General features: G+C 62.7%; 19 protein-coding genes. 9 read left to right on the forward strand and 10 right to left on the reverse strand.

What is annotated here, in order from left to right:
• Positions 1-70 precede the first annotated feature (70 nt).
• Positions 71-1,375: an isocitrate lyase gene (aceA, locus tag RC54_RS10365; protein ID WP_017451000.1), complete on the forward strand. Its 1,305-nt coding sequence runs from the start codon at positions 71-73 to the stop codon at positions 1,373-1,375.
• Between the two features lie 156 nt (positions 1,376-1,531).
• Here aceA and RC54_RS10370 read toward each other — a convergent pair whose 3' ends face one another.
• Genes RC54_RS10370 through modA form a run of 3 tightly spaced genes read right to left on the reverse strand, consistent with a single transcriptional unit; the run spans position 1,532 to position 3,679 of the window.
• Entirely contained in the window at positions 1,532-2,194 is a 663-nt protein-coding gene (locus tag RC54_RS10370) for an ATP-binding cassette domain-containing protein (protein ID WP_058895251.1), read from the reverse strand.
• Between the two features lie 40 nt (positions 2,195-2,234).
• Positions 2,235-2,909, reverse strand: a complete 675-nt coding sequence (gene modB, locus RC54_RS10375; RefSeq protein WP_058895252.1) for a molybdate ABC transporter permease subunit — start codon at positions 2,907-2,909, stop codon at positions 2,235-2,237.
• Positions 2,909-3,679: a molybdate ABC transporter substrate-binding protein gene (gene modA / locus RC54_RS10380; RefSeq protein ID WP_061788824.1), complete on the reverse strand. Its 771-nt coding sequence runs from the start codon at positions 3,677-3,679 to the stop codon at positions 2,909-2,911. Before modA ends, modB begins: the two co-directional genes overlap by 1 nt.
• A gap of 135 nt (positions 3,680-3,814) precedes the next feature.
• Between modA and RC54_RS10385 the strand changes: the two genes are divergently transcribed.
• The 4 genes from RC54_RS10385 to RC54_RS10400 all read left to right on the forward strand — a co-directional run bounded on the left by RC54_RS10385 (position 3,815) and on the right by RC54_RS10400 (position 8,558).
• The gene (locus tag RC54_RS10385) at positions 3,815-4,219 is read left to right on the forward strand and encodes a winged helix-turn-helix domain-containing protein (protein ID WP_058895254.1); all 405 of its coding nucleotides are present in this window, start codon (positions 3,815-3,817) and stop codon (positions 4,217-4,219) included.
• Entirely contained in the window at positions 4,212-5,948 is a 1,737-nt protein-coding gene (locus tag RC54_RS10390; protein ID WP_061788838.1) for a ClcB-like voltage-gated chloride channel protein, read from the forward strand. The genes RC54_RS10385 and RC54_RS10390 overlap by 8 nt, the downstream gene beginning before the upstream one ends.
• 214 nt (positions 5,949-6,162) lie before the next feature.
• Positions 6,163-7,050: a 23S rRNA (adenine(2030)-N(6))-methyltransferase RlmJ gene (locus RC54_RS10395; RefSeq protein ID WP_017451006.1), complete on the forward strand. Its 888-nt coding sequence runs from the start codon at positions 6,163-6,165 to the stop codon at positions 7,048-7,050.
• A 149-nt stretch (positions 7,051-7,199) separates the two neighbouring features.
• Complete coding sequence (locus RC54_RS10400) at positions 7,200-8,558, forward strand: EAL and HDOD domain-containing protein (protein ID WP_017451007.1); 1,359 nt, start codon at positions 7,200-7,202, stop codon at positions 8,556-8,558.
• Between the two features lie 66 nt (positions 8,559-8,624).
• On the opposite strand, the gene RC54_RS10405 is transcribed toward RC54_RS10400, so the two are convergent.
• Both RC54_RS10405 and RC54_RS10410 read right to left on the reverse strand, forming a co-directional pair.
• Complete coding sequence (locus RC54_RS10405) at positions 8,625-9,239, reverse strand: hypothetical protein (protein ID WP_058895255.1); 615 nt, start codon at positions 9,237-9,239, stop codon at positions 8,625-8,627.
• Positions 9,240-9,246: 7 nt separating this feature from the next.
• Positions 9,247-10,134, reverse strand: coding sequence for a methylglyoxal synthase (locus RC54_RS10410; protein WP_058895256.1), 888 nt, complete (start codon positions 10,132-10,134; stop codon positions 9,247-9,249).
• A 237-nt stretch (positions 10,135-10,371) separates the two neighbouring features.
• On the opposite strand from RC54_RS10410, the gene greB reads away from it, so the two are divergent.
• Together greB and RC54_RS10420 are read left to right on the forward strand one after the other, a co-directional pair.
• Positions 10,372-10,929 carry a transcription elongation factor GreB gene (greB, locus tag RC54_RS10415; RefSeq protein ID WP_058895257.1) on the forward strand — a complete coding sequence of 186 codons (558 nt, stop codon included), beginning with the start codon at positions 10,372-10,374 and terminating at the stop codon, positions 10,927-10,929.
• Positions 10,930-11,049: 120 nt separating this feature from the next.
• Positions 11,050-12,390, forward strand: coding sequence for a DUF3422 family protein (locus RC54_RS10420; protein ID WP_061788825.1), 1,341 nt, complete (start codon positions 11,050-11,052; stop codon positions 12,388-12,390).
• 84 nt (positions 12,391-12,474) lie between these two features.
• On the opposite strand, the gene RC54_RS10425 is transcribed toward RC54_RS10420, so the two are convergent.
• Positions 12,475-13,083: an FMN-dependent NADH-azoreductase gene (locus RC54_RS10425; RefSeq protein WP_058895258.1), complete on the reverse strand. Its 609-nt coding sequence runs from the start codon at positions 13,081-13,083 to the stop codon at positions 12,475-12,477.
• A 146-nt stretch (positions 13,084-13,229) separates the two neighbouring features.
• Here RC54_RS10425 and RC54_RS10430 point away from each other — a divergent pair, with 146 nt between their 5' ends.
• Entirely contained in the window at positions 13,230-14,201 is a 972-nt protein-coding gene (locus tag RC54_RS10430; protein ID WP_017451013.1) for a LysR family transcriptional regulator, read from the forward strand.
• A 76-nt stretch (positions 14,202-14,277) separates the two neighbouring features.
• Here RC54_RS10430 and RC54_RS10435 read toward each other — a convergent pair whose 3' ends face one another.
• From RC54_RS10435 to RC54_RS10450, 4 genes are all read right to left on the reverse strand, one after another.
• On the reverse strand, positions 14,278-16,542 hold the full coding sequence (locus tag RC54_RS10435) for a RelA/SpoT family protein (protein WP_058895259.1): 2,265 nt from the start codon (positions 16,540-16,542) through the stop codon (positions 14,278-14,280).
• Between the two features lie 35 nt (positions 16,543-16,577).
• Entirely contained in the window at positions 16,578-16,781 is a 204-nt protein-coding gene (gene rpoZ, locus RC54_RS10440; protein WP_008328299.1) for a DNA-directed RNA polymerase subunit omega, read from the reverse strand.
• A gap of 75 nt (positions 16,782-16,856) precedes the next feature.
• A complete protein-coding gene (gene gmk / locus RC54_RS10445; RefSeq protein ID WP_017451015.1) occupies positions 16,857-17,495 on the reverse strand; it encodes a guanylate kinase in 639 nt (212 codons plus the stop codon).
• Positions 17,496-17,560: 65 nt separating this feature from the next.
• Complete coding sequence (locus tag RC54_RS10450; RefSeq protein WP_082686017.1) at positions 17,561-18,475, reverse strand: YicC/YloC family endoribonuclease; 915 nt, start codon at positions 18,473-18,475, stop codon at positions 17,561-17,563.
• Between the two features lie 328 nt (positions 18,476-18,803).
• On the opposite strand from RC54_RS10450, the gene rph reads away from it, so the two are divergent.
• Positions 18,804-19,532: a ribonuclease PH gene (rph, locus tag RC54_RS10455; RefSeq protein WP_061788826.1), complete on the forward strand. Its 729-nt coding sequence runs from the start codon at positions 18,804-18,806 to the stop codon at positions 19,530-19,532.
• Positions 19,533-19,599: the final 67 nt, after the last annotated feature.

A 19,599-nucleotide genomic window follows, 5' to 3' on the forward strand; every position in this document is an offset into this window, starting at 1 on the left:
TATGAAGTCATGGAATCAACGATTTCATCCGGTTTCAAGCCACTTCATATTGACCAACAAGGAGATCCACATGAGCACTCGTGAACAGCAAATCCAGGCCCTGGAACGCGACTGGGCAGAGAACCCGCGCTGGAAGGGCATCAAGCGCAACTACAGTGCGGCCGACGTGGTTCGTCTGCGCGGCTCGCTGCAGATTGAGCACACCCTGGCCAAGCGCGGTGCCGACAAGCTCTGGAACCTGGTTCACAACGAACCCTTCGTCAACGCCCTGGGCGCACTGACCGGCAACCAGGCCATGCAGCAGGTCAAGGCCGGCCTGAAGGCCATCTACCTGTCCGGCTGGCAAGTGGCCGGCGATGCCAACCTGGCCGGTGAAATGTACCCCGACCAGTCGCTGTACCCGGCCAACTCGGTGCCGATGGTGGTCAAGCGCATCAACAACACCTTCGCCCGCGCCGACCAGATCCAGTGGTCCGAAGGCCGTGACGACATCGACTTCTTCGCGCCCATCGTGGCCGATGCCGAAGCCGGTTTCGGCGGCGTCCTGAATGCCTTCGAACTGATGAAGTCGATGATCGAAGCCGGTGCCGCCGGTGTGCACTTCGAAGACCAACTGGCCTCGGTCAAGAAGTGCGGCCACATGGGTGGCAAGGTGCTGGTGCCGACCCGCGAAGCCTGTGAAAAGCTCAACGCCGCCCGCCTGGCCGCTGACGTCATGGGCACCAAGACTCTGGTGATCGCCCGTACCGACGCCGAAGCCGCTGACTTGCTGACCTCCGATGTGGACGCCAACGACAAGCCCTTCCTGTCGGGCGAGCGCACCGTGGAAGGCTTCTTCAAGACCCATCCGGGCATCGATCAGGCGATCTCGCGTGGCCTGGCCTATGCCGAGTATGCCGACATGGTTTGGTGCGAAACCGGCAAGCCGGACCTGGCCTTTGCCAAGACCTTCGCCGAAGCCATTCATGCCAAGTTCCCGGGCAAGCTCTTGGCCTACAACTGCTCGCCGTCCTTCAACTGGAAGAAGAACCTGGACGACGCCACCATCGCCAAGTTCCAGCGCGAGCTGGGCGCCATGGGCTACAAGTTCCAGTTCATCACGCTGGCTGGCTTCCATGCGCTGAACTACTCGATGTTCAACCTGGCGCACGGCTATGCCCGCAACCAGATGTCGGCCTTCGTGGAATTGCAGGAAGCCGAATTCGCCGCCGCCGCCAAGGGCTTCACGGCGGTCAAGCACCAGCGCGAAGTCGGTACCGGCTACTTCGACGCCGTGACCCAAGCCATCCAGCAAGGTCAGTCTTCGACCACGGCACTGCATGGTTCGACCGAAGATGAACAATTCTTCGACGACAAGGCCAAGAAGGCCGCATGAGGCGCTGCTTCGCAGTGGGCAAGACTGTCGTATGAAGGTATGTGAATGTGTGATGTAACGCCGGCCCGCATCCTTGCGCGGGCCGGCGGGGTGACCCCCCGAACTTGCTGCCGTACCCCACAAGGGTGCGGCTTTTTTTCGTCTGCGTGGCCGAATTCAGCGCAACTGGCCGTCGCGTAGTTCGAAGACTGTCTGGCCCAGCGCCTCGACATCGGCCGGGTCGTGGGTGATGAGCAGCATCGGTACCTGCAGATGGGTTTGCAGCTCGGCCAGTTCCTGGCGCATCCGTTGGCGCAAGGACAGGTCCAGCGCCGAGAAGGGTTCATCCAGCAAGAGCATCTCGGGTTCGGCCACCAGCGCGCGCGCCAGCGCCACGCGCTGACGCTGGCCGCCGGAAATCTGGGCCGGGTGGCTGTGGGCGATGGCCTGCAGCTCGAAGGCCTGCAGCCAGCGCTGCACGGCGGGATGCCCGGTCGGGCGGCGTGGGTTACAGCTGCCGCGTGACAGGCCAAAGGCGATGTTCTGCGCCACCGTCAGGTGCGGGAAGAGGGCGTAATCCTGGAACAGGTAGGCTACATTGCGCTCCTGCACACGCACATCGATGCCTTCGGCGCTATCGAACAGCGTGCGGCCGCGCACGCGGATGTGGCCGCGATCCGGTCGTATCAGTCCGGCGATGGCCTTCAAGGTGAGGCTCTTGCCCGAGCCGGAAGGGCCGTACAGCACGATGCGCTGGCTGTGGCTGGCCAGGGCGATATCGAGATCGAAGATGCGATCCCCGGCGCGCAGTTGTTTGTGGATCTGGAGGTCGACGCTCACGAATGGTGTGGTCTAAAAAATATAAATGATTTGCGGGTTGTTAGCGAACGCGCAATTGCGAGCGATCCGGCACCAGGCGACCGGCTATCATCAACAGCACGATACAGGTGAGCGAGGTAATGATCACCAGCAAGGTAGCCGCGCCGTCATCGCCCGCCTGCACGGCTTCATAGATGGCCACCGACAGGGTCTGGGTGCGCCCCGGCAGGTTGCCGGCCACCATCAGCGTCGCCCCGAATTCGCCCAGTGCGCGGGCAAAGGCCAGCAACACTCCAGCCATGATGCCCCGCGTGGCCAGCGGCAGGCTGACCCGGAAGAATACCCCGGCTTCGGATACGCCCAGCACGCGGGCAGCGTTTTCCAGTTGCTGATCGACGCTTTCGAAGGCTGCGCGGGCGGCCTTCAAGACCAGCGGAAAGGCCACCACGGTGGAGGCCAGCACCGCGCCCTGCCAGGTAAAGACCAACTGGATCCCCATGCCTTCCAGCCAGGCGCCGAAGGTACCACGGCGACCAAAGAGCACCAGCAGGTAATAGCCCATGACGGTGGGTGGCAGCACCAGCGGCAGGGTCAGTACCGAATCGATGAAGTCACGCAAGGGCGAGCGCCAGCGCGACAGGCCATAGGCGGCCGCCACCCCCAGCACCAGATTGAGCAAGGTGGCCAGTCCCGCCACCTTTAGCGACAGCAGCAGCGGCGTCCAGACCGGATGCATCACGGCTTCAGGAAACCATAGCGCGCTAGCACCGCTTGTCCGCTGGAGGAGCGCACATACGCCACGAATTGCGCTGCCAGCGCCGGTTGGCGGCTGCCACTGGTCACCGCGATGGGGTAGGTGGCCGGCGTGTCGGAAGGGATGCGGAGGGCGACCTTGACCTTCTCGGGCATCACCGCCGCATCGGTGGCGAAGACGAAGCCGGCATCGACTTCACCGCGCGCCACGTAATCGAGGCTGGTGCGCACGTTCTCGGCCATCACCGCCTTGGCCTGCACCTGAGGCCACAGGCCGGCCTGTTCCAGCGCCGCCTTGGTGTAGCGGCCGAAGGGCACGGAGGCCGGGTTGCCCAGGGCAATGCGCTGGTATTGGGCACGGGTCAGATTGGCCAGGCTGGTCGGCAGTTGTTTGGCATCGTGCGGCACGATCAGCACGATCTGGTTGGCCGCGAAGTTCTGGCGGCTGGCGGCATCGACCGCCTTTTCCGCCACCGCCTTGTCCATCGCGGTCTGGTCGGCCGAGGCGAACACATCGGCCGGGGCGCCGCGCACGATCTGCTGCATCAGGATGTCGGAGGCGCCGAAGTTGGTAATGACCTTCACTCCCGGATGCTGTTGTTCGAAGCTTTGCGCCAATTCCTTGAAGGCATTGGTCAGGCTGGCGGCAGCCGACACCACCAGGTCGGTGGCCTGGGCCGCACCGGCTGCCAAGATCAGCGTGGCCGCACAGACGGTGCGCAGGGCGGCTTTGAGGCGCAATTTCATGAACATCGGCAATCCTTGATCGGCAGAATGTTGGGCCTGGGAGTGGCGGGAGGTGGGCGAAATATACGCAAGGATATAACGAACGTCAATTGCGTGCAGGCGTCTGGTCGCCGCTGCCTGCCCGCTAGTACAATCACGCGCATGAATGATTCCAAGACCCTACGAGTGCGCGTGATGCAGGGCGACACCATTGCTTTCGGCCCCGGCAAGGCCGACCTGTTGCAGGCCATCGCGCAGACCGGATCGATTTCCGGCGCTGCCCGCGAGATGGCAATGTCCTATCGGCGCGCCTGGCTGCTGGTGGAGGAGATGAACCGTTGTTTCGCCAGTCCGCTGGTGGCGACCGCCACCGGTGGCGCGCGTGGCGGTGGCGCTGCCGTCACCGAGCTGGGGCAGGAAGTGCTGGCGCGCTATCGGCGGATGCAGAAGAAAGCAGCCACCGCCATCGCCGCCGACCTCAGGCATCTGCATTCGCTGATGCAGCAGCCAGAGGCGGATGGGCAGGTGCAGGCCAGCAGCCAGCAGGGTGGTGGCGCTCATGCATGAACTGTGGATCAAGTACCGGCTGCGGGTACTGAACGCCTGTCGCGTCTCGGAAACCCATTCGATGCTGTTGTGGGGGGCGCTGGCCGGCTTCGTCGGCGCGCTGGCCACGATTGCCTTCCGCGAATGCATCGCGCTGCTGCAGATCTGGCTGACCGGCCATGATGGCAGCTTCGTCGATATCGCCAAGGGCTTGCCCTGGCATGTGCGGGTCTTGCTGCCGACCTGCGGCGGCGTGGTGGCCGGCCTGTTCCTGGTGTGGGCCAAGAAGACCCCGGCCGGCAATGGCGGCGACTACATGGAAGCGGTGGCCATCGGCGATGGTGCCATTCCGGTGCGCAACACCCTCTTGCGCAGCATTTCCTCGCTGGCCTCGATTGCCTCGGGTGGTTCCATCGGGCGCGAAGGGCCGATGGTGCAGCTGTCGGCGTTGTGCGCGTCGCTGGTGGGCAAGTTTTCGCATTTTCCTTCATCTCGCCTGCGCCTGCTGGTCGCCTGCGGGGCCGCAGCGGGCATTACCTCGGCCTATAACGCGCCCATTGCGGGGGCTTTCTTCATCACCGAGATTGTGCTCGGTTCGCTGGTGATGGAAAGCTTCGGCCCGGTCATGGTGGCCTCGGTGGTGGCCAACATCACCATGCGCGAGCTGCCCGGTTACCGTGCCACCTACGAGATGCCGTACTTCCCCGAGATCGGTGGCTGGGAAGTGCTGCTGTTTCTGGTGCTGGGCGTACTGGCCGGGATTCTGGCGCCGCAGTTCCTGCGGGTGCTGGAGCTGGGCAAGCACGGTTTCGCCAAGTTCAAGTTGCCGCTGCCGGTGCGCCTGGGCGTGGGCGGCTTGCTGGTGGGCTTGATTTCCATCCAGGTGCCGGAGGTCTGGGGCAATGGCTACAGCCTGGTCAATTCACTGCTGCATACCACCTGGCTGTGGCAGATGGTGTTGATGGTGCTGGTGATCAAGGTGCTGGCTACCGCCATTACGGTCGGCTCGGGCGCAGTGGGCGGGATCTTCACGCCGACGCTATTCGTCGGGGCGGCGGTCGGCTACCTGTTCGGCGATACCGCCCAGGCGCTGCTGCCGGTGCATACTTCGCAGCCCTTCGCCTATGCCATGGTGGGTATGGGGGCCTTCCTGGCAGCGGCCTCCTATGCTCCCTTGATGGCGATCCTGATGATCTTCGAAATGACCTTGAGCTACCAGGTGGTGCTGCCGCTGATGCTGTCCTGCGTAGTGGCCTATGTGGTGGCGCGCAGCGTCGATGGGCGCTCGATGTACGAAATCACGCTCAAGCGCCATCGCGACAATGAAGAACGGCTGCGCCTGCGCGGCACCCACATGAGCGAGCTGATCCGACCGGCCGAGACGGTCTTGATGGAAGACGCCAGTTTGGAAGAAGTCAGTGCGCTGTTCCTCAAGTACCCGGTCAAGTACGTCTACATCGTCGACGCCCAGCAGCGCTACCAGGGGGTGGTGGCGTTGCAGGACATCACTTCCTGGCTGCTGGATAAGAAGCAAGCCGCCGGTAGCATGGCTCGCGATTTCCTGCGGCCGCATTTCCTGCATGAGGTCACGCCCGACATGTCGCTGGGCCAAGCGCTGCAGTTGTTCCTCGACCATCAGGGCGAACGCCTGCCCGTGATCGCCAGCGCCGAAGATCCGCGCCTGTTGGGTGTGGTCTTCAAGACCTCGTTGCTGGATGCCTATTTCCGGCTCGACCGGGCCGGGAACTGAGGCTATGAGCTCGCATTTTTCGGCGGTCCTGGCGGGGCCTCGCCAAGCCGCTGCAAAAGGGTATCTTTGTAACAATGACGGATTAGTCCGACAACTGCTCACTTATCCTTGTTAGAATGCATGACGTTTACACCTCATCGGTGTTCGTGGCAGCGGCCTGTCCAGGTCCGTCCCGCCACCCGATTTCAACCCCCATCCTAGAAGTGAATTTTCCATGCTGAGTTATCGCCACGCTTTTCACGCCGGCAACCACGCCGATGTCCTGAAGCATATGGTGATCATCCAGTTGATGCGCTATCTCGGGCAGAAAGACACTGCCTATATGGTCATCGACACCCATGCCGGCGCAGGCGTCTATGCGCTCGATGGAGATTACGCCAGCAAGAACGCCGAATACGAGACCGGCATCGCCAAACTGTGGGAGCGCAAGGACTTGCCGGCGATGGTCAAGGAATACGTCGACGTGGTCAAGTCGCTCAACCCCAGCGGCAAGATGCGTTACTACCCCGGCTCTCCCTATTGCGCCGAGAAGACCATGCGCGAGCAGGATCGCCTGCGTCTGTTTGAATTGCACCCCAGTGAAGTGAAGGTGCTGGAAGACAACTTCCGCAAGCTCGAAGCCCACGCCGCTGCCCAGGGCCAGCGACCATCCACCCGCGGCAAGCGCGTGATGGTGTATCGCGGTGACGGTTTCCAGGGTCTCAAGGCCTTGCTGCCGCCGCCCTCGCGCCGCGGCCTGGTGTTGATCGATCCGCCCTATGAAGACAAGCGTGACTATGCCCACGTGGCCCAGGTGCTGGCCGATGCGCTCACGCGCTTTCCCACCGGTACCTATGCGGTCTGGTATCCGGTCCTGCAACGCAATGAATCGCGTCAGTTGCCGGAACGCCTCAAGCGCCTGGGCGCCAAGAGCTGGCTCAACGTCACGCTGGCCATCCATGGCCCGGCGCCGGATGGCTTTGGCCTGCACAACAGCGGCATGTTCATCCTCAATCCGCCCTGGACCCTGGAGGCCGGCCTCAAGGAAGTCATGCCCTATCTGATCGAGGTGCTGGGGGTGGATGACAGCGCCGAATATGTGCTCGAATCCGGGGAAATCTGATGTCGGGTTATACTGGTGTTGCGATTATTGGTGATTTTTTGTTTCGAATAGACGCAACGTTGCTGAGATTAGTGCAAATTGGCATACAATAGGTAAATTGCCTTGAGGCAATATTTGCCGCAACACCAGGGGCATTTAAAAAAACAACCATGTCAGACCAGTCAGCCGACCCATCCGCTCCGCCCCCTCCCGCGCATCACGCCCTGGATTTCTTCCTGGCCCGCCAGCCCATCCTGAGTCGGGACCAAGACTTGATCGGTTACGAACTGCTGTTTCGCAGCGCCGCTTTCGGACCGGCCAACGTCAAGGATGACGTCACGGCCACGGCAGCGGTGATCGCCCACGCTTCCGAGCTGGGGTTGTCCAACGTGATCGGCAACCTGCACGGCTTCATCAATGTGGATGCGGCCGTGCTGATGAGCGACTTCATCTATTTCCTGCCGGCGGACAAGGTGGTGCTGGAAATCCTGGAGACGGTGCGGGTCACGCCCGAACTGGTGGCGCGCGTGCGCGAGCTGGTCAAGGCCGGTTACGTGTTTGCGCTGGACGATGTGGTGGCCGAATCGCAGGAAATCGAAGAACTGCTGCCGCTGGTGAAGATCATCAAGATCGACGTGATGGAAGTCGACCCCAGCAAGTTGCTCAAGCTTTCCGTGCACTTCAAGCGTGCCCGCAAGGAGTTGCTGGCTGAGAAGGTCGAGACGCTGCAGCAGTTCAATGACTGCATGACCTTCGGTTTCGATTTCTTCCAGGGTTATTACTTCGCCAAACCGATGATTCTCCAGGGCAAGAAGCTGGAGGCGTCCAAGATGATCATCATGCATCTGCTGACGCTGCTGGTGCGCAATGTCGACAACGCGGAGATCGTGCGCTACATCAAGCGCGACGTGGCGCTCTCGTTGACCTTGCTGCGCCTGGTCAACACGCCCGTCTACGGTTTCCAGAAGTTCATCGATTCGCTGGGCCAGGCATTGATCGTGCTGGGACGCCGACAACTCAAGCGCTGGCTGCAGATCCTGCTCTTTGCCAATACCGACAAGGAGCGTGCCCACACCATGTCGCCGCTGATGATCCTGGCGGCCACGCGCGGCAAGATGCTGGAGCTGATCACGGCCAAGATCCGGCCCGGACGACGCAAGATGTCGGAGATGGCCTTCACTGTCGGCATCATGTCGCTGGTCGATGCGCTCTTTGGCATGAGCATGGAAAGCGTGCTGCGCCAGATCACCGTCAGTACCGAAATCCGCGAAGCGCTGCTGCGGCGCAATGGCTACTATGGTTCGGTCCTGCGCCTGGTGGAGTGCACTGAACTGCGCGAGCCCGACCAAGCCGAGATGCAGCGCCTGCTGGATGAACTGCAATTGTCGGCCGATGATTTCTTTGCCGCCGAAAAGCACGCCTTCGAATGGGGCAACAGCATTTCCAACAACAACATCGGGGGCCAGGCCTCCATGCAGATGTCGCCGCCGCCGGAAGGCTATATCGATGACGATGACGACGATGATTGATTGCGCCCCGTGCGGGATCGTATGAAGACCAAAGGCTGCCGCGGCAGCCTTTTTCGTTGGTGCGTCTTAATGCTTGCGCATACGGCTTACCAGCCGTCGCAACAGTCGCAGCAGACGAGTGGCAGGTCCGCCCGGTTGGGCCACCATGCGCTGTGCCAGCACGCTTTTGACGCGGGCCAGGCCTTGCCGGACCGATCGCACCAGCCGTTGCACCTGTTGCCAGCCTGCCGTGGCTTGCAATTGCGCCGTGAGCCTAGCCTTGAAGGCCAGCAAGCGGTCGTGATAGCGCACGAACCAAGGCAGTGACAGCAGGCTGCGCCGGGTCAGCGCATAGATGCGTGCCACCAGCGCCGTGCCCAAGACCTTGGCACTGAGCACGATGAGCAAGCCCAGGGTAGGGTGGCCGTGGGTGATGGAGAGCAGCGCCAGGATCTTCACCGGCAGCAGCAGCAGGGTCGGTGCCAGGAAGATCATCAGGGCGGCATACGGCGAGAGCCGCTCCACCCAGCGTTGCAGCCGCACCAGCAGCGGCCAGTCGGGAATGCGCGCCAGCAGGGCCTGGGTGGCATCCCACAGCCATTCTTCCAGCATCAACAGCAGGGCTGCGGTATAGATCAGCGGGGCCAGCAGGCGTCGACGCCAGCGATGGCTGCGGCGTGGCGGCGGGGAAGACGACGTCATCGGCAAATCAGATCGCGCGCGCCTTGATGAGCGAGAGCCAGCGGTCGCCCCATTGGACATCGCTCATGCAGGAGGCATAGGCGGTCACGGTGCGGGCGGCGCGTTCCAGCAACTGGATGTCGGCTTCGTGCTGGCGCGCTACATGCGGATCTTCCAGGAACAGCACGCGCCGGCACTGGCGCTCCAGGATCAGTTCGGCGATCTGGGCGTCGCCGCCCAAGGGGCCGGAGAGGAAGGGCTTGACCCAGTGGCGGCCGGCTTCGCCCTTCATCTTCATGGCCAACTGGTTTAGCAGTCCACCGGTGGTGCCGGTGGCGCAGCGGAAGGCGAATTGGTCCAGTACCTCGAAGTGCTTCTCGGCCAGCTCCAACATGCGCGACTTCATGGCATCGTGAGCGATCAGGGCGATGCCTTCCTCCTGGAGGTGGAAGCGGTCATCCAGGAAGCTGTCGGGTTTGGCACCATTGGCGATGGCTTCCAGTTCGAACCATTCCTGGGCGCCGGCCAGGGTCGACAGGAAAGGCTTGCCGTGGATGACGCACTGGCGCTTGAGCGCCACCGCTTCCGGGAAGGTGGAGGAAGGATCGACCGGGTCGATCAGGTAGATCACCGCATCCAGGGTACGCTGCGGGTCGGGGTCGACGGTGCGCGAAACAAGCTTCATCAAGCCGCCATGGCGACCGTAGGGAAAGCGCACCAGGTGGGGGTAGCCTGGCAAAAGGTTCATTTGGCTGATGGCGTCGAGCGTGCGACCGACCACGATCAGTTCGGGCTGCAGGCTTTCGATACGATGCCGCGAACCGGTCAGCAACTGCACCAGGGCAGAATCCGAGGCGTCCTGGTGGGCGCGGTTGGCGATGAGACCGATGCGATAGCGGGGAGCGATGGAGGACATGGCGCTAGGAGGAGTGAAGGCGTAAGGGCTTGAAGGAGCAGGGTGGTTGGGAGGCTCGACATGACGACCATATGCGGGCCAAATGCCGATTATCGCCGAGTGCGGCCCAAAGGGCGAGCCTGGCGTGGACGGCTACCGTGACAAGTGGGTGCGACATTCATGCGCCCAACTGTACCGCTGCGTTGCTGCACATGCGGCTACAATACGCCAGAACCTGCATACCTAACCCACTCCAGCATGAACAAGGCTTTTGTAAAAGAATCCGATGGCGGCGACGACGATGATGAGCTCGCCTTGCCGGCCATTCCGGCCGGGGCCAAGAACTACATGACCCCGCAGGGTCATGCGCGCATCAAGGATGAACTGCTGCACCTGATCGACGAAGAGCGGCCCGAGGTGGTGCGCGTGGTGTCCTGGGCGGCCTCCAATGGCGACCGTTCCGAGAATGGCGACTACCTCTACGGCAAGAAGCGCCTGCGCGAGATCGATCGCCGTATCCGCTTCCTGACCAAGCGGCTGGACAATGCCGAAGTGGTCGATCCCTCGGTCCATCACGGCAGCGACCAGGTCTTCTTCGGTGCCACCGTGCACTACGAAAACCAGCGGGGGGAAGCCCATACGGTGACCATCGTCGGCATCGATGAACTCGATCCGCTCAAGGGCCGCATCAGCTGGATTTCCCCGGTGGCGCGGGCTCTGACCAAGGCGCGCGAAGGCGATGAGGTGGTGCTGCAGACCCCGTCGGGGGTGGAGCAGTTGACCATCCTGGAAGTCAGCTATCCGGCCCCGCAGTAAGCATCACTCCCTGATTGAGCAGCAGGCCGGCGTGCTTCTTGCACGCGCTACTGCTGCTGGCCGCGAGCGCCACCAAGAGCGCCCGGTGCAAGCTATTTGAACCCTCCACGAGAAAGCCTCATGTCCATCGTTTTTGCCAGCCTGAACCATCCGCAGCGTGTCGTCCTGGCGGCCGAGGTGCATTCGCGCCCCTTCCTGCAATTGACGCGCTCCGAAACCCTGACGCATCTGGCCGTCTATGTGCGCGAAGAGGGTAACGGCGCGCGCCATGCCAGCGCCCAGCACGCCTTGCTCGATGAGTTGTGTACCCATTTCGGCGTGGTCGCACCGGGTGGCGAGGCCAAGCACTTCTATCACGATTTCGGCCGCTTCCGTCTGAAGTGGGAGTGCCATACCGAGTTCGCCACCTATACCTTCGCCCAGGCGCACGAAGAAGTGCTGTCGACCGATCAGGCCTTCGCCCGTGCGCCGCTGGCGCACATCCCGCAGCAATGGCTGATCGCGCTCAAGGGCAAGCTGATGGTGGCGGCGCACGTGGTGGTGGAGCCCGGTTCCGATGATCCGGCGGCCACTGCACGCCAGATGCAGCGCATCTTCGAAGGCAAGCTGATGAGTTCCAGTAAGGTCTTGCAGGGCGGTGAGATTTGGACCGATTTCCAGATCCAGTCCGATGGTTTCTCGCGCTTCGTGGTGCGCGACATCGACCTGCGCGAACTGCAGGGCGGACGCCTGGCCCAGCGCATCCTGGAAATCGAGACCTATCGCATGATGGCGCTGCTGGGCTTGCCCCATGCGCAGCAATCCGGGCCTTTGCTCAACGAGATCGAGGGTGACCTGGCGGCCTTGACGGCGGCCATGGTGCAGTCCGAGCAATCCACCACGGGTACGCCCGAGGAGCAGGCCGAGGATGAGCGCATCCTGCGCAGGATCACCGGGCTGGCGGCGCGCATCGAAAAGTTGTCGCTGGAAAACAGCTACCGCTTTTCGGCCTCGCAAGCGTATTTTCGGCTGGTGCAGGCGCGTATCGAAGAATTGCGCGAGCAGCGCATCGAGGGGGTGCCGACCATCGGTGAATTCATGGAACGCCGCCTGGCGCCGGCCATGAATACCTGCCAGGCCATCGCGCGCCGCCAGGAAGCGTTGGCCGAGCGCATCGCCCATACCAACGACTTGCTGCGCACCCGCATCGGTATCGTGCAGGAACGCCAGAACCGTCAGATCCTGGAATCCATGAATGCCCGCGCCGCCCAGCAACTGAAGCTGCAGCAGGCGGTGGAAGGCCTGTCGGTGGCGGCCATTTCGTATTACGTGATCGGGCTATTGGGGTATGCCGGCAAGGCCGCCAAGGCGGCTGGCCTGCCGCTCAATCCAGATCTGGCCACCGGCTTGGCCATGCCGGTGGTGGCGGCTTGCGTCTGGCTGGGATTGCGCCGGATGCACAAGGGATTGGGCCATCACTGAGCCCAATGTCTGGACTGATCAAGCAAAACGGGGCGCACCGCAATGCGCGGTGCGCCCCGTTGCCGGGTGCTGCAGGGGCTGCGATCAGACGGTGGCGTTGATCTTGGCCTGGGCGCCTGCCACAGCGGCCTTGGCCGCTTCTTCACCCATGGACACGCCTTCGGCCACTACCAGCTCGACATCGGTGATACCGATGAAGCCCAGCGCGCCCTTGAGGTACTTGCCCTGGAAGTCCAGCGCTTCCATCGGGCCTTCGGAATACTTGCCGCCACGCGAGAGGATGATGACGGCCTTCTTGCCGGTAGCCAGGCCCACCGGACCGGTTTCGGTGTACTTGAAGGTGCGGCCGGCACGGAACACGTGGTCGATCCAGGCCTTCAGGGTCGAGGGCGGGGCGAAGTTGTACATCGGCACGCCGATGACGATGGTGTCGGCGGCCAGCAGTTCATCGACCAGGGCGTCGGATTGCTGGATGACCTGAGCCTGCTCGGCGCTGCGCGCCTCAGCCGGGGTGAAATAGGCGCCCAGCATGGATTCGTTGAGGTGCGGCAGGGCGTTGGCCGCCAGGTCGCGATGCACGACCTTGCCGCCGGGGTTCTTGGCTTGCCATTGCTGGACGAAGGAAGCGGTCAACTGGCGCGAGATGGAGCCGTCGCTACGGGCGCTGGAGTCGATGTGCAGGAGGGTGCTCATGGTGTGTCCTTTCGATGGTTCGGTGGGCATTGCCGTGTTGGGAAGGGCGTTTGCATTGGAGTCTACGATACCCAGTTTTCATTTCTTCCAATAGATGCGAGAATCGCATTTCACTGATCCATTTATGGAAGCAATCCAGGCTCGCCATGCTAGACCTCAATGACATCTGGCTATTCGTTCACGTAGTGCGGGCCGGCAGCTTTGCCGCTGCCGGCCGCAGACTGTCCATGCCGCCCAATACCATCAGCCGCCGCCTGCAATCGCTGGAGGCCGCCATGGGCGTGCGGCTGCTGCAGCGTTCTACGCGCCAGCTCAACATGACCGCCGCCGGTCGCGAATTCTTCGAGCGCTGCGCGCCGGGCCTGGAGGACATCGAGCACGCCAGTACCAGCCTCACCGAAAGCCAGGGCGAGCCGGCCGGCAGCCTGCGGGTGGCGGCACCGGTGGACTTTTTCGACAATTTTTCCATCGAGTGGATGCATGAATTCATGCGTCTCTATCCCAAGGTGCAGTTGGAATTCGTGCTCAACGACGGGCGCGCCGACCTGATTGCCGAGGGTATCGACCTGGCCTTTCGCGGCGGGGTGTTGCCGGACTCCAGCCTGGTGGCCAGGAAGCTGGTGCAAAGCCACCTGGCGCTCATTGCCAGCCCGCGCTACCTGGAGCGCGAGGGCAGCCCGCAGACCCTGGCCGACCTGGTCGGCCACGCTTGCCTGGCGACCTCGCAAGCGCCGCAGCATACGGTCTGGAAGCTGGAAGGCCCGCATGGGCCCCAAAGCGTGCGGGTGGCGCCGCGGCTGTGCATCAATACCGCCCAGGGGCAGTTGCGGGCGGCGCGCGCCGGGCTGGGGATTGCCTTGCTGCCCACCATGCTGGCCTCGGAGGATTTGCGCAATGGCACGCTGGTCAATATCCTGCCGGACTACCAGCGCGACACCATGGGTTTCTATGCCGTCTATGTGCATCGCCGCCAGTTGCCCAGCGCGGTGAGCGCTTTGATCGAGTTCTTCGCTGACAAGCTGGAACGCGGTATTGCCGACAAGGGCGCCCAGGCTTGCCAGCGGCATCTGGAGGACCAGGCCAAGGGCGCCGCAATGCCGGAAAAAGCGGCAGCCTGAGCGGCCTTGCGCAAGTGGGCCAATGACAAACGCCCGCTCAATGCGGGCGTTTGTCATGGAGGGGAGGGCAGGGAGATCAGCCGCGTTCGCGCAGGATACGCGCCACGCTGTCGATCTTGCGGATGCCGCGCATGAGGCGCGCCAGATGCACGCGATCCTCGATCTGGATGGTGAAGCGCAGGTATTTCATCGACGCATTGCCACCTTCGTCATCCATGGCCACCGAGACGATGTTGGCGTCCGATTCGCCGATTTCGGCGGCGATGCGGGCCAGCGTGCCGCGCTCGTTGTGGATCAGGATAGTGATGCGGCAATCGAAGCGACGATTCAGGTCATGGCCCCAGACCAGTTCGATCCAGCGGTCCGGCTCCTTCTCGTGCAGGCGCTTGGCGGTCTCGCATTCCTGGGTATGCACGATCAGGGTCTGGTCCGGCTTGAGATAGCCGGTCAGGCGGTCGCCCGGAATCGGCATACAGCAGGACGACAATTGTGCCGACGCCCCTTCGCTGCCGGTGATGACCACCGGGTCGGGCTTGTTGGGCAGCATGTGGCCTTCCGGGTCCAGCTGCGGCACGCTCACGCCGGTATCCATCATGGTCATGATGTGGCGTGCTACCAGCGGTGCCATGCGGGTGCCGATGCCGATCTCGGCATACAGGTCATCCATGGTCTTGGCGCTGGATTCGTTGAGCAGGCGCTCGACGATATGGGAAGGAAGTTCAGGTTCGATGCCCAGTGTATGAAGAGCGTTGCCCAACAAGCGGCGTCCCACGGTCTGCGACTCGACCCGGTTGGCCGTGCGCAGGCGGTGGCGGATGGCCGAACGCGCCTTGCCGGTGCGCACGTAGCCTAGCCAGTTGGGGCTAGGGCGGGAGGTCGGCGAGGTGATGATCTCGACGATGTCGCCATTGTGCAGTTCCGAGCGCAGCGGTGCCGGTTCGTGATTGATGATGACCGAGGTGGTCTGGTCGCCGATGTCGGTGTGGATGCTGTAGGCAAAATCGAGCGCCGTGGCGCCACGCGGCAGGGCGATGATCTTCGATTTGGGTGTGAAGACATACACTGAATCGGGGAACAGGTCGACCTTGACGTGTTCCAGGAACTCGGCCGAATCGCCGGTCTGCTTCTGGATGTCCAACAGCGACTGCAGCCAGGCATGGGTGCGCTGCTGCAGGTCGGTCAGGCTGCCTTCGTCATCCTTGTACAACCAGTGCGCAGCCACGCCGGATTCGGCCACGCGGTGCATCTCGGTGGTACGGATCTGGAACTCGACCGGCGTGCCGTAGGGGCCGATCAGGGTGGTGTGCAGCGACTGGTAGCCATTCAACTTGGGAATGGCGATGTAATCCTTGAACTTGCCCGGCATCGGCTTGAAGAGCGAATGCAGGGTGCCCAGCGCCACGTAGCAGTTGGCAAAGCTGTCCACCACCACCCGGAAACCGTAGACATCCAACACCTGCGAGAAGCTCAGGTGCTTGTTGCGCATCTTGCGGTAGATGCCGTAGAGGGTCTTTTCGCGGCCATCGACCTGGGCCGGGATGCCGGCGGCAATCAGGGTGCTGGTGACCGACTCCATGATCTTGGTCACCACCTCGCGGCGGTTGCCGCGGGCCGCCTTGACTGCCTTGGACAGGGTACGGTGGCGCAGCGGGTAGAGGTGCGAGAAGGACAGTTCCTGCAGTTCGCGGTAGATGTTGTTCAGGCCCAGGCGGTGCGCGATGGGCACGTAGACTTCCATGGTCTCGCGCGAGATGCGGCGCTTCTTTTCGGGCGGCATGGAGCCCAGGGTACGCATGTTGTGCAGGCGGTCGGCCAGCTTGACCAGGATCACCCGCACGTCGCGTGCCATGGCCAGGAGCATCTTGCGGAAATTCTCCGCCTGCGCTTCGACCTGGCTCTGGAATTCGATCTTGTCCAGCTTGGACAGACCATCCACCAGCGAGGCGACGGAGGCACCGAAGCGTTCGATCAGCTCTTCCTTCTTGACGCCCTGGTCTTCCATCACGTCATGCAGGAAGGCCGCCATCATGGCCTGGGCATCGAGCTTCCATTCGGCGCAGATCTCGGCCACCGCCAGCGGATGCGAGATATAGGGCTCGCCGGACTTGCGCATCTGGCCCAGGTGCATCTCATCGGCAAAGCGATAGGCTTCCTTGACCTTCTTCAGTTCGGAAGGCGTCAGGTATTCTTCGAGCTTGGGGATCAGGTGCGCAAAAGTCGCCACGCCGCTATGGGCAGCGGCAGGGGCGACTTCCTGGGGAGTTGCGGTGCGGCCGGAACCGGCGGCACGTTTGGAGCTAGCAGCGGCTGATAAGGTGGAGTCGGTAGTGGTGAGGCTCATACTTGTCCGTTATCAGCTTCATGGACGGACCAGGATCAGGCCGGAACCTTCTTGAGCATCTCGATGCCGACCTTGCCGGCGGCGATTTCGCGCAGGGCGGTCACGGTCGGCTTGTCCTTGGCTTCCACCTTGGGGGTATGGCCTTGCAGCAGCTGGCGGGCGCGGTAGGTGGCCGACAGGGTCAACTGGAAGCGGTTGGGGATCTGCTTGAGGCAATCTTCGATGGTAATGCGGGCCATGTGAAACTCCTGAATGACGGTCTTGCTTGTGGATTGATGGGTCCGGCGCGGGCTTGCTCGTCTAGCTTATGCTGTTCAGCTTGCGTGGATGCCCAACTGGGTGAACAAGTAGGCGTTACGAGCGGCTTGCTGCGGGAAGCGGCAGCGGGCGGCCTGGACGATTGCCGTCAGTTCGGACAAAGCGACGGCAAACTCTTGATTAATAATAACATATTCGAACTCTGGGGAGTGCGCGATTTCGCCGCCAGCGGCCAGGATACGGCGTGTGATGACGTGCGGTTCATCCTGTCCGCGCTTCTTCAGACGCTCTTCCAGGGCGGCGATGGAGGGCGGCAGGATGAAGATGCCGATGGCATTGGTAAATTGTTTCTTCACCTGCTGGGCGCCTTGCCAGTCGATTTCCAGCAGCACATCGGTGCCATTGGCGATCTGGTCGGCGATCATCAGGCGCGAGGTGCCGTAGTAATTTCCATGCACTTCGGCCCATTCCAGGAATTCGCCTTCGGCCTGGCGCTTGAGGAAGTCATCCACATCGGTGAAATAATATTCACGTCCGTGTTCCTCCCCCGGGCGCGGGGCGCGGGTGGTGTAGGAGATGGACAGCTTGATGCTCGGTTCCTGCTTGAGCAGGGCGTTGACCAGGGTCGATTTACCGGCGCCGGACGGGGCGACCACCATGAAGAGGCTGCCGGAAGTGGGTTTTTGGACGGGCATGGGGTCCTCGCTGAAAATGTCTTTTAACTAATCAATGTGGGGGGAGAGATGCGGCGGCGCCAGCTTCACTCCAGATTCTGCACCTGCTCACGCATCTGGTCGATGAGCAGCTTCAGTTCCATGGAGGCATCGGCCAGCTCCTTGACGGCGGCCTTGGAGCCGACGGTGTTGGCCTCGCGGTTCAGTTCCTGCATCATGAAATCGAGGCGCTTGCCGACCTGGCCGCCCTTCTTGAGGATATGGCGGGTCTCGGCCAGGTGCGCCGACAGGCGTGCCAGTTCCTCGGCGATGTCGATGCGGATGCCATAGAGCGTCACTTCCTGGCGGATGCGTTCCAGCGATTCCTCGCGGGTGGCCACGGGGGCCGCGCCATTTTGCGTCTGCAGGGCCAGGCCCAGGGCTTCGGTCATGCGTTCGATGGCTTTTTGCTGGAATTGCTCGACCAGTTGCGGCACCAGCGGCGTGATGCGCGCCACGATGGCTTCCATCGCATCGACCCGGGCCAGGATCACCGCCTGCAATGCCGAGCCTTCGCGCGCGCGCGATTCGACGAAGGCGTCCAGGGTCTGTTGCAGGGTGGAAAGGATGTCGGCCTGCAGGGTTTCCTGGCTGATTTCGGCTTCTTCCATCACGCCCGGCCAGCGCAGCAATTCATTGATGGACAGCGGCGCGGCGTCGGGGAATTGGGCGCGCAGTTGATCCTGCAGGCTGGCCAGTTGTGCCACCAGGCTGGTGTTGATGGCTTGGCTGTTGCCGCTGGCGACCTTGCGGCCGAAGGACAGGCGGCACTCCACCTTGCCGCGCACCAGGCGGCCCATGATGGCTTCGCGTAGCATCGGCTCGACTGCGCGCAGGTCGTCGTTGACTCGGAATTGCAGGTCCAGGAAGCGCGAATTCACGCTCTTCATTTCCAGGGTGACCGTGCCGGCAGTGGTTTCACGGGTGGTGACGGCATAGCCGGTCATGCTGTAGATGGTCAAGGTCGGGGCTCCATAAGCGGACGGCGGCGCAGCAAGGGCGCCTGCGGGGTCGGGTGGCGGGCGGGGCGGGCAGGGTGGCGTCATCTGGTCGAGGTCGCGACGGCCTGCATCGTGTTCCATTACAATGCCGGTCTTGAACGTTCCGGCACTGCCAGTGCGCTCTGCCCGGGTGTGGCCCGGTCGGACCCGCATTTTAATGAAGTTTGGCGGCGCCGCGCTATCAAAAACAGCAAAATGGGCGGTTTTGGCTGCTGCGCCCCAGCCCCTTATCTCCGCCATCAGCCATCAGCCCCCGACCCGCTTAGTCCAGACCAAGACAAGGATCATCATGACAACTTTCCATCGCCCCAGCGGCCGCAGCGTTTCGCAATTGCGCGAGGTACGCCTGACCCGCCAGTACACCAAGCACGCCGAAGGCTCGGTGCTGGTCGAGTTTGGCGATACCCGGGTGCTGTGCACCGCCTCCATCGAGGAAAAGGTGCCCGGCTTCCTGAAAGGTAAGGGCCAGGGCTGGCTGACTGCCGAATATGGCATGTTGCCGCGTTCCGCCCACACCCGTATGGACCGCGAAGCCGCCAAGGGCAAGCAATCTGGTCGCACCCAGGAAATCCAGCGCCTGATCGGCCGCGCCCTGCGTGCCGCCTTCAACCTGGAAGCCTTCGGCGAGCGCACCCTGCAACTGGACTGCGACGTGCTGCAAGCCGACGGCGGCACCCGTACTGCGGCCATCACGGGTGCCATGGTGGCGGCCTATGATGCCTTCACCGTGCTGCAGTCGCGCGGCCTGATCGAAACCATTCCTGTGAAGCAATTCGTGGCCGCCATCTCTGTGGGCGTCTATCAGGGCGTGCCGGTGCTGGACCTGGACTACCTGGAAGATTCGGATTGCGATACTGATATGAACGTGGTCATGACCGACGCCGGCCACTTCGTGGAAGTCCAGGGCACCGCCGAAGGCGCGGCATTCGACCGCGCCACGCTCAACAGCCTGCTGGACCTGGCCCAGCAAGGCATTGCCACGCTCAACGGCTTGCAGAAGCAGGCCCTGGGCCTGTAAGTCGCAGCGACGCGGCGGCACAAATGGCCGTACAATGCGGCTCAGAAGCGATATGAACAAAAACGCC

Source organism: Herbaspirillum rubrisubalbicans, from assembly GCF_003719195.1.
GTDB lineage: Bacteria > Pseudomonadota > Gammaproteobacteria > Burkholderiales > Burkholderiaceae_D > Herbaspirillum > Herbaspirillum rubrisubalbicans.

Bases quoted from the DNA above. Each gene is read 5' to 3' on its own strand.
- RC54_RS10410 (WP_058895256.1), bottom strand. From the start codon at position 10,134: ATGTCCTCCATCGCTCCCCGCTATCGCATCGGTCTCATCGCCAACCGC.
- RC54_RS10385 (WP_058895254.1), top strand. From the start codon at position 3,815: ATGAATGATTCCAAGACCCTACGAGTGCGCGTGATGCAGGGCGACACC.
- rpoZ (WP_008328299.1), bottom strand. From the start codon at position 16,781: ATGGCCCGCATTACCATCGAAGATTGCCTCAAGCAGATCCCCAACCGC.
- modB (WP_058895252.1), bottom strand. From the start codon at position 2,909: ATGCATCCGGTCTGGACGCCGCTGCTGCTGTCGCTAAAGGTGGCGGGA.
- aceA (WP_017451000.1), top strand. From the start codon at position 71: ATGAGCACTCGTGAACAGCAAATCCAGGCCCTGGAACGCGACTGGGCA.
- modA (WP_061788824.1), bottom strand. From the start codon at position 3,679: ATGTTCATGAAATTGCGCCTCAAAGCCGCCCTGCGCACCGTCTGTGCG.
- RC54_RS10430 (WP_017451013.1), top strand. From the start codon at position 13,230: ATGCTAGACCTCAATGACATCTGGCTATTCGTTCACGTAGTGCGGGCC.
- RC54_RS10390 (WP_061788838.1), top strand. From the start codon at position 4,212: ATGCATGAACTGTGGATCAAGTACCGGCTGCGGGTACTGAACGCCTGT.
- RC54_RS10405 (WP_058895255.1), bottom strand. From the start codon at position 9,239: ATGACGTCGTCTTCCCCGCCGCCACGCCGCAGCCATCGCTGGCGTCGA.
- RC54_RS10425 (WP_058895258.1), bottom strand. From the start codon at position 13,083: ATGAGCACCCTCCTGCACATCGACTCCAGCGCCCGTAGCGACGGCTCC.
- RC54_RS10395 (WP_017451006.1), top strand. From the start codon at position 6,163: ATGCTGAGTTATCGCCACGCTTTTCACGCCGGCAACCACGCCGATGTC.
- rph (WP_061788826.1), top strand. From the start codon at position 18,804: ATGACAACTTTCCATCGCCCCAGCGGCCGCAGCGTTTCGCAATTGCGC.
- gmk (WP_017451015.1), bottom strand. From the start codon at position 17,495: ATGCCCGTCCAAAAACCCACTTCCGGCAGCCTCTTCATGGTGGTCGCC.
- RC54_RS10420 (WP_061788825.1), top strand. From the start codon at position 11,050: ATGTCCATCGTTTTTGCCAGCCTGAACCATCCGCAGCGTGTCGTCCTG.
- greB (WP_058895257.1), top strand. From the start codon at position 10,372: ATGAACAAGGCTTTTGTAAAAGAATCCGATGGCGGCGACGACGATGAT.
- RC54_RS10435 (WP_058895259.1), bottom strand. From the start codon at position 16,542: ATGAGCCTCACCACTACCGACTCCACCTTATCAGCCGCTGCTAGCTCC.
- RC54_RS10400 (WP_017451007.1), top strand. From the start codon at position 7,200: ATGTCAGACCAGTCAGCCGACCCATCCGCTCCGCCCCCTCCCGCGCAT.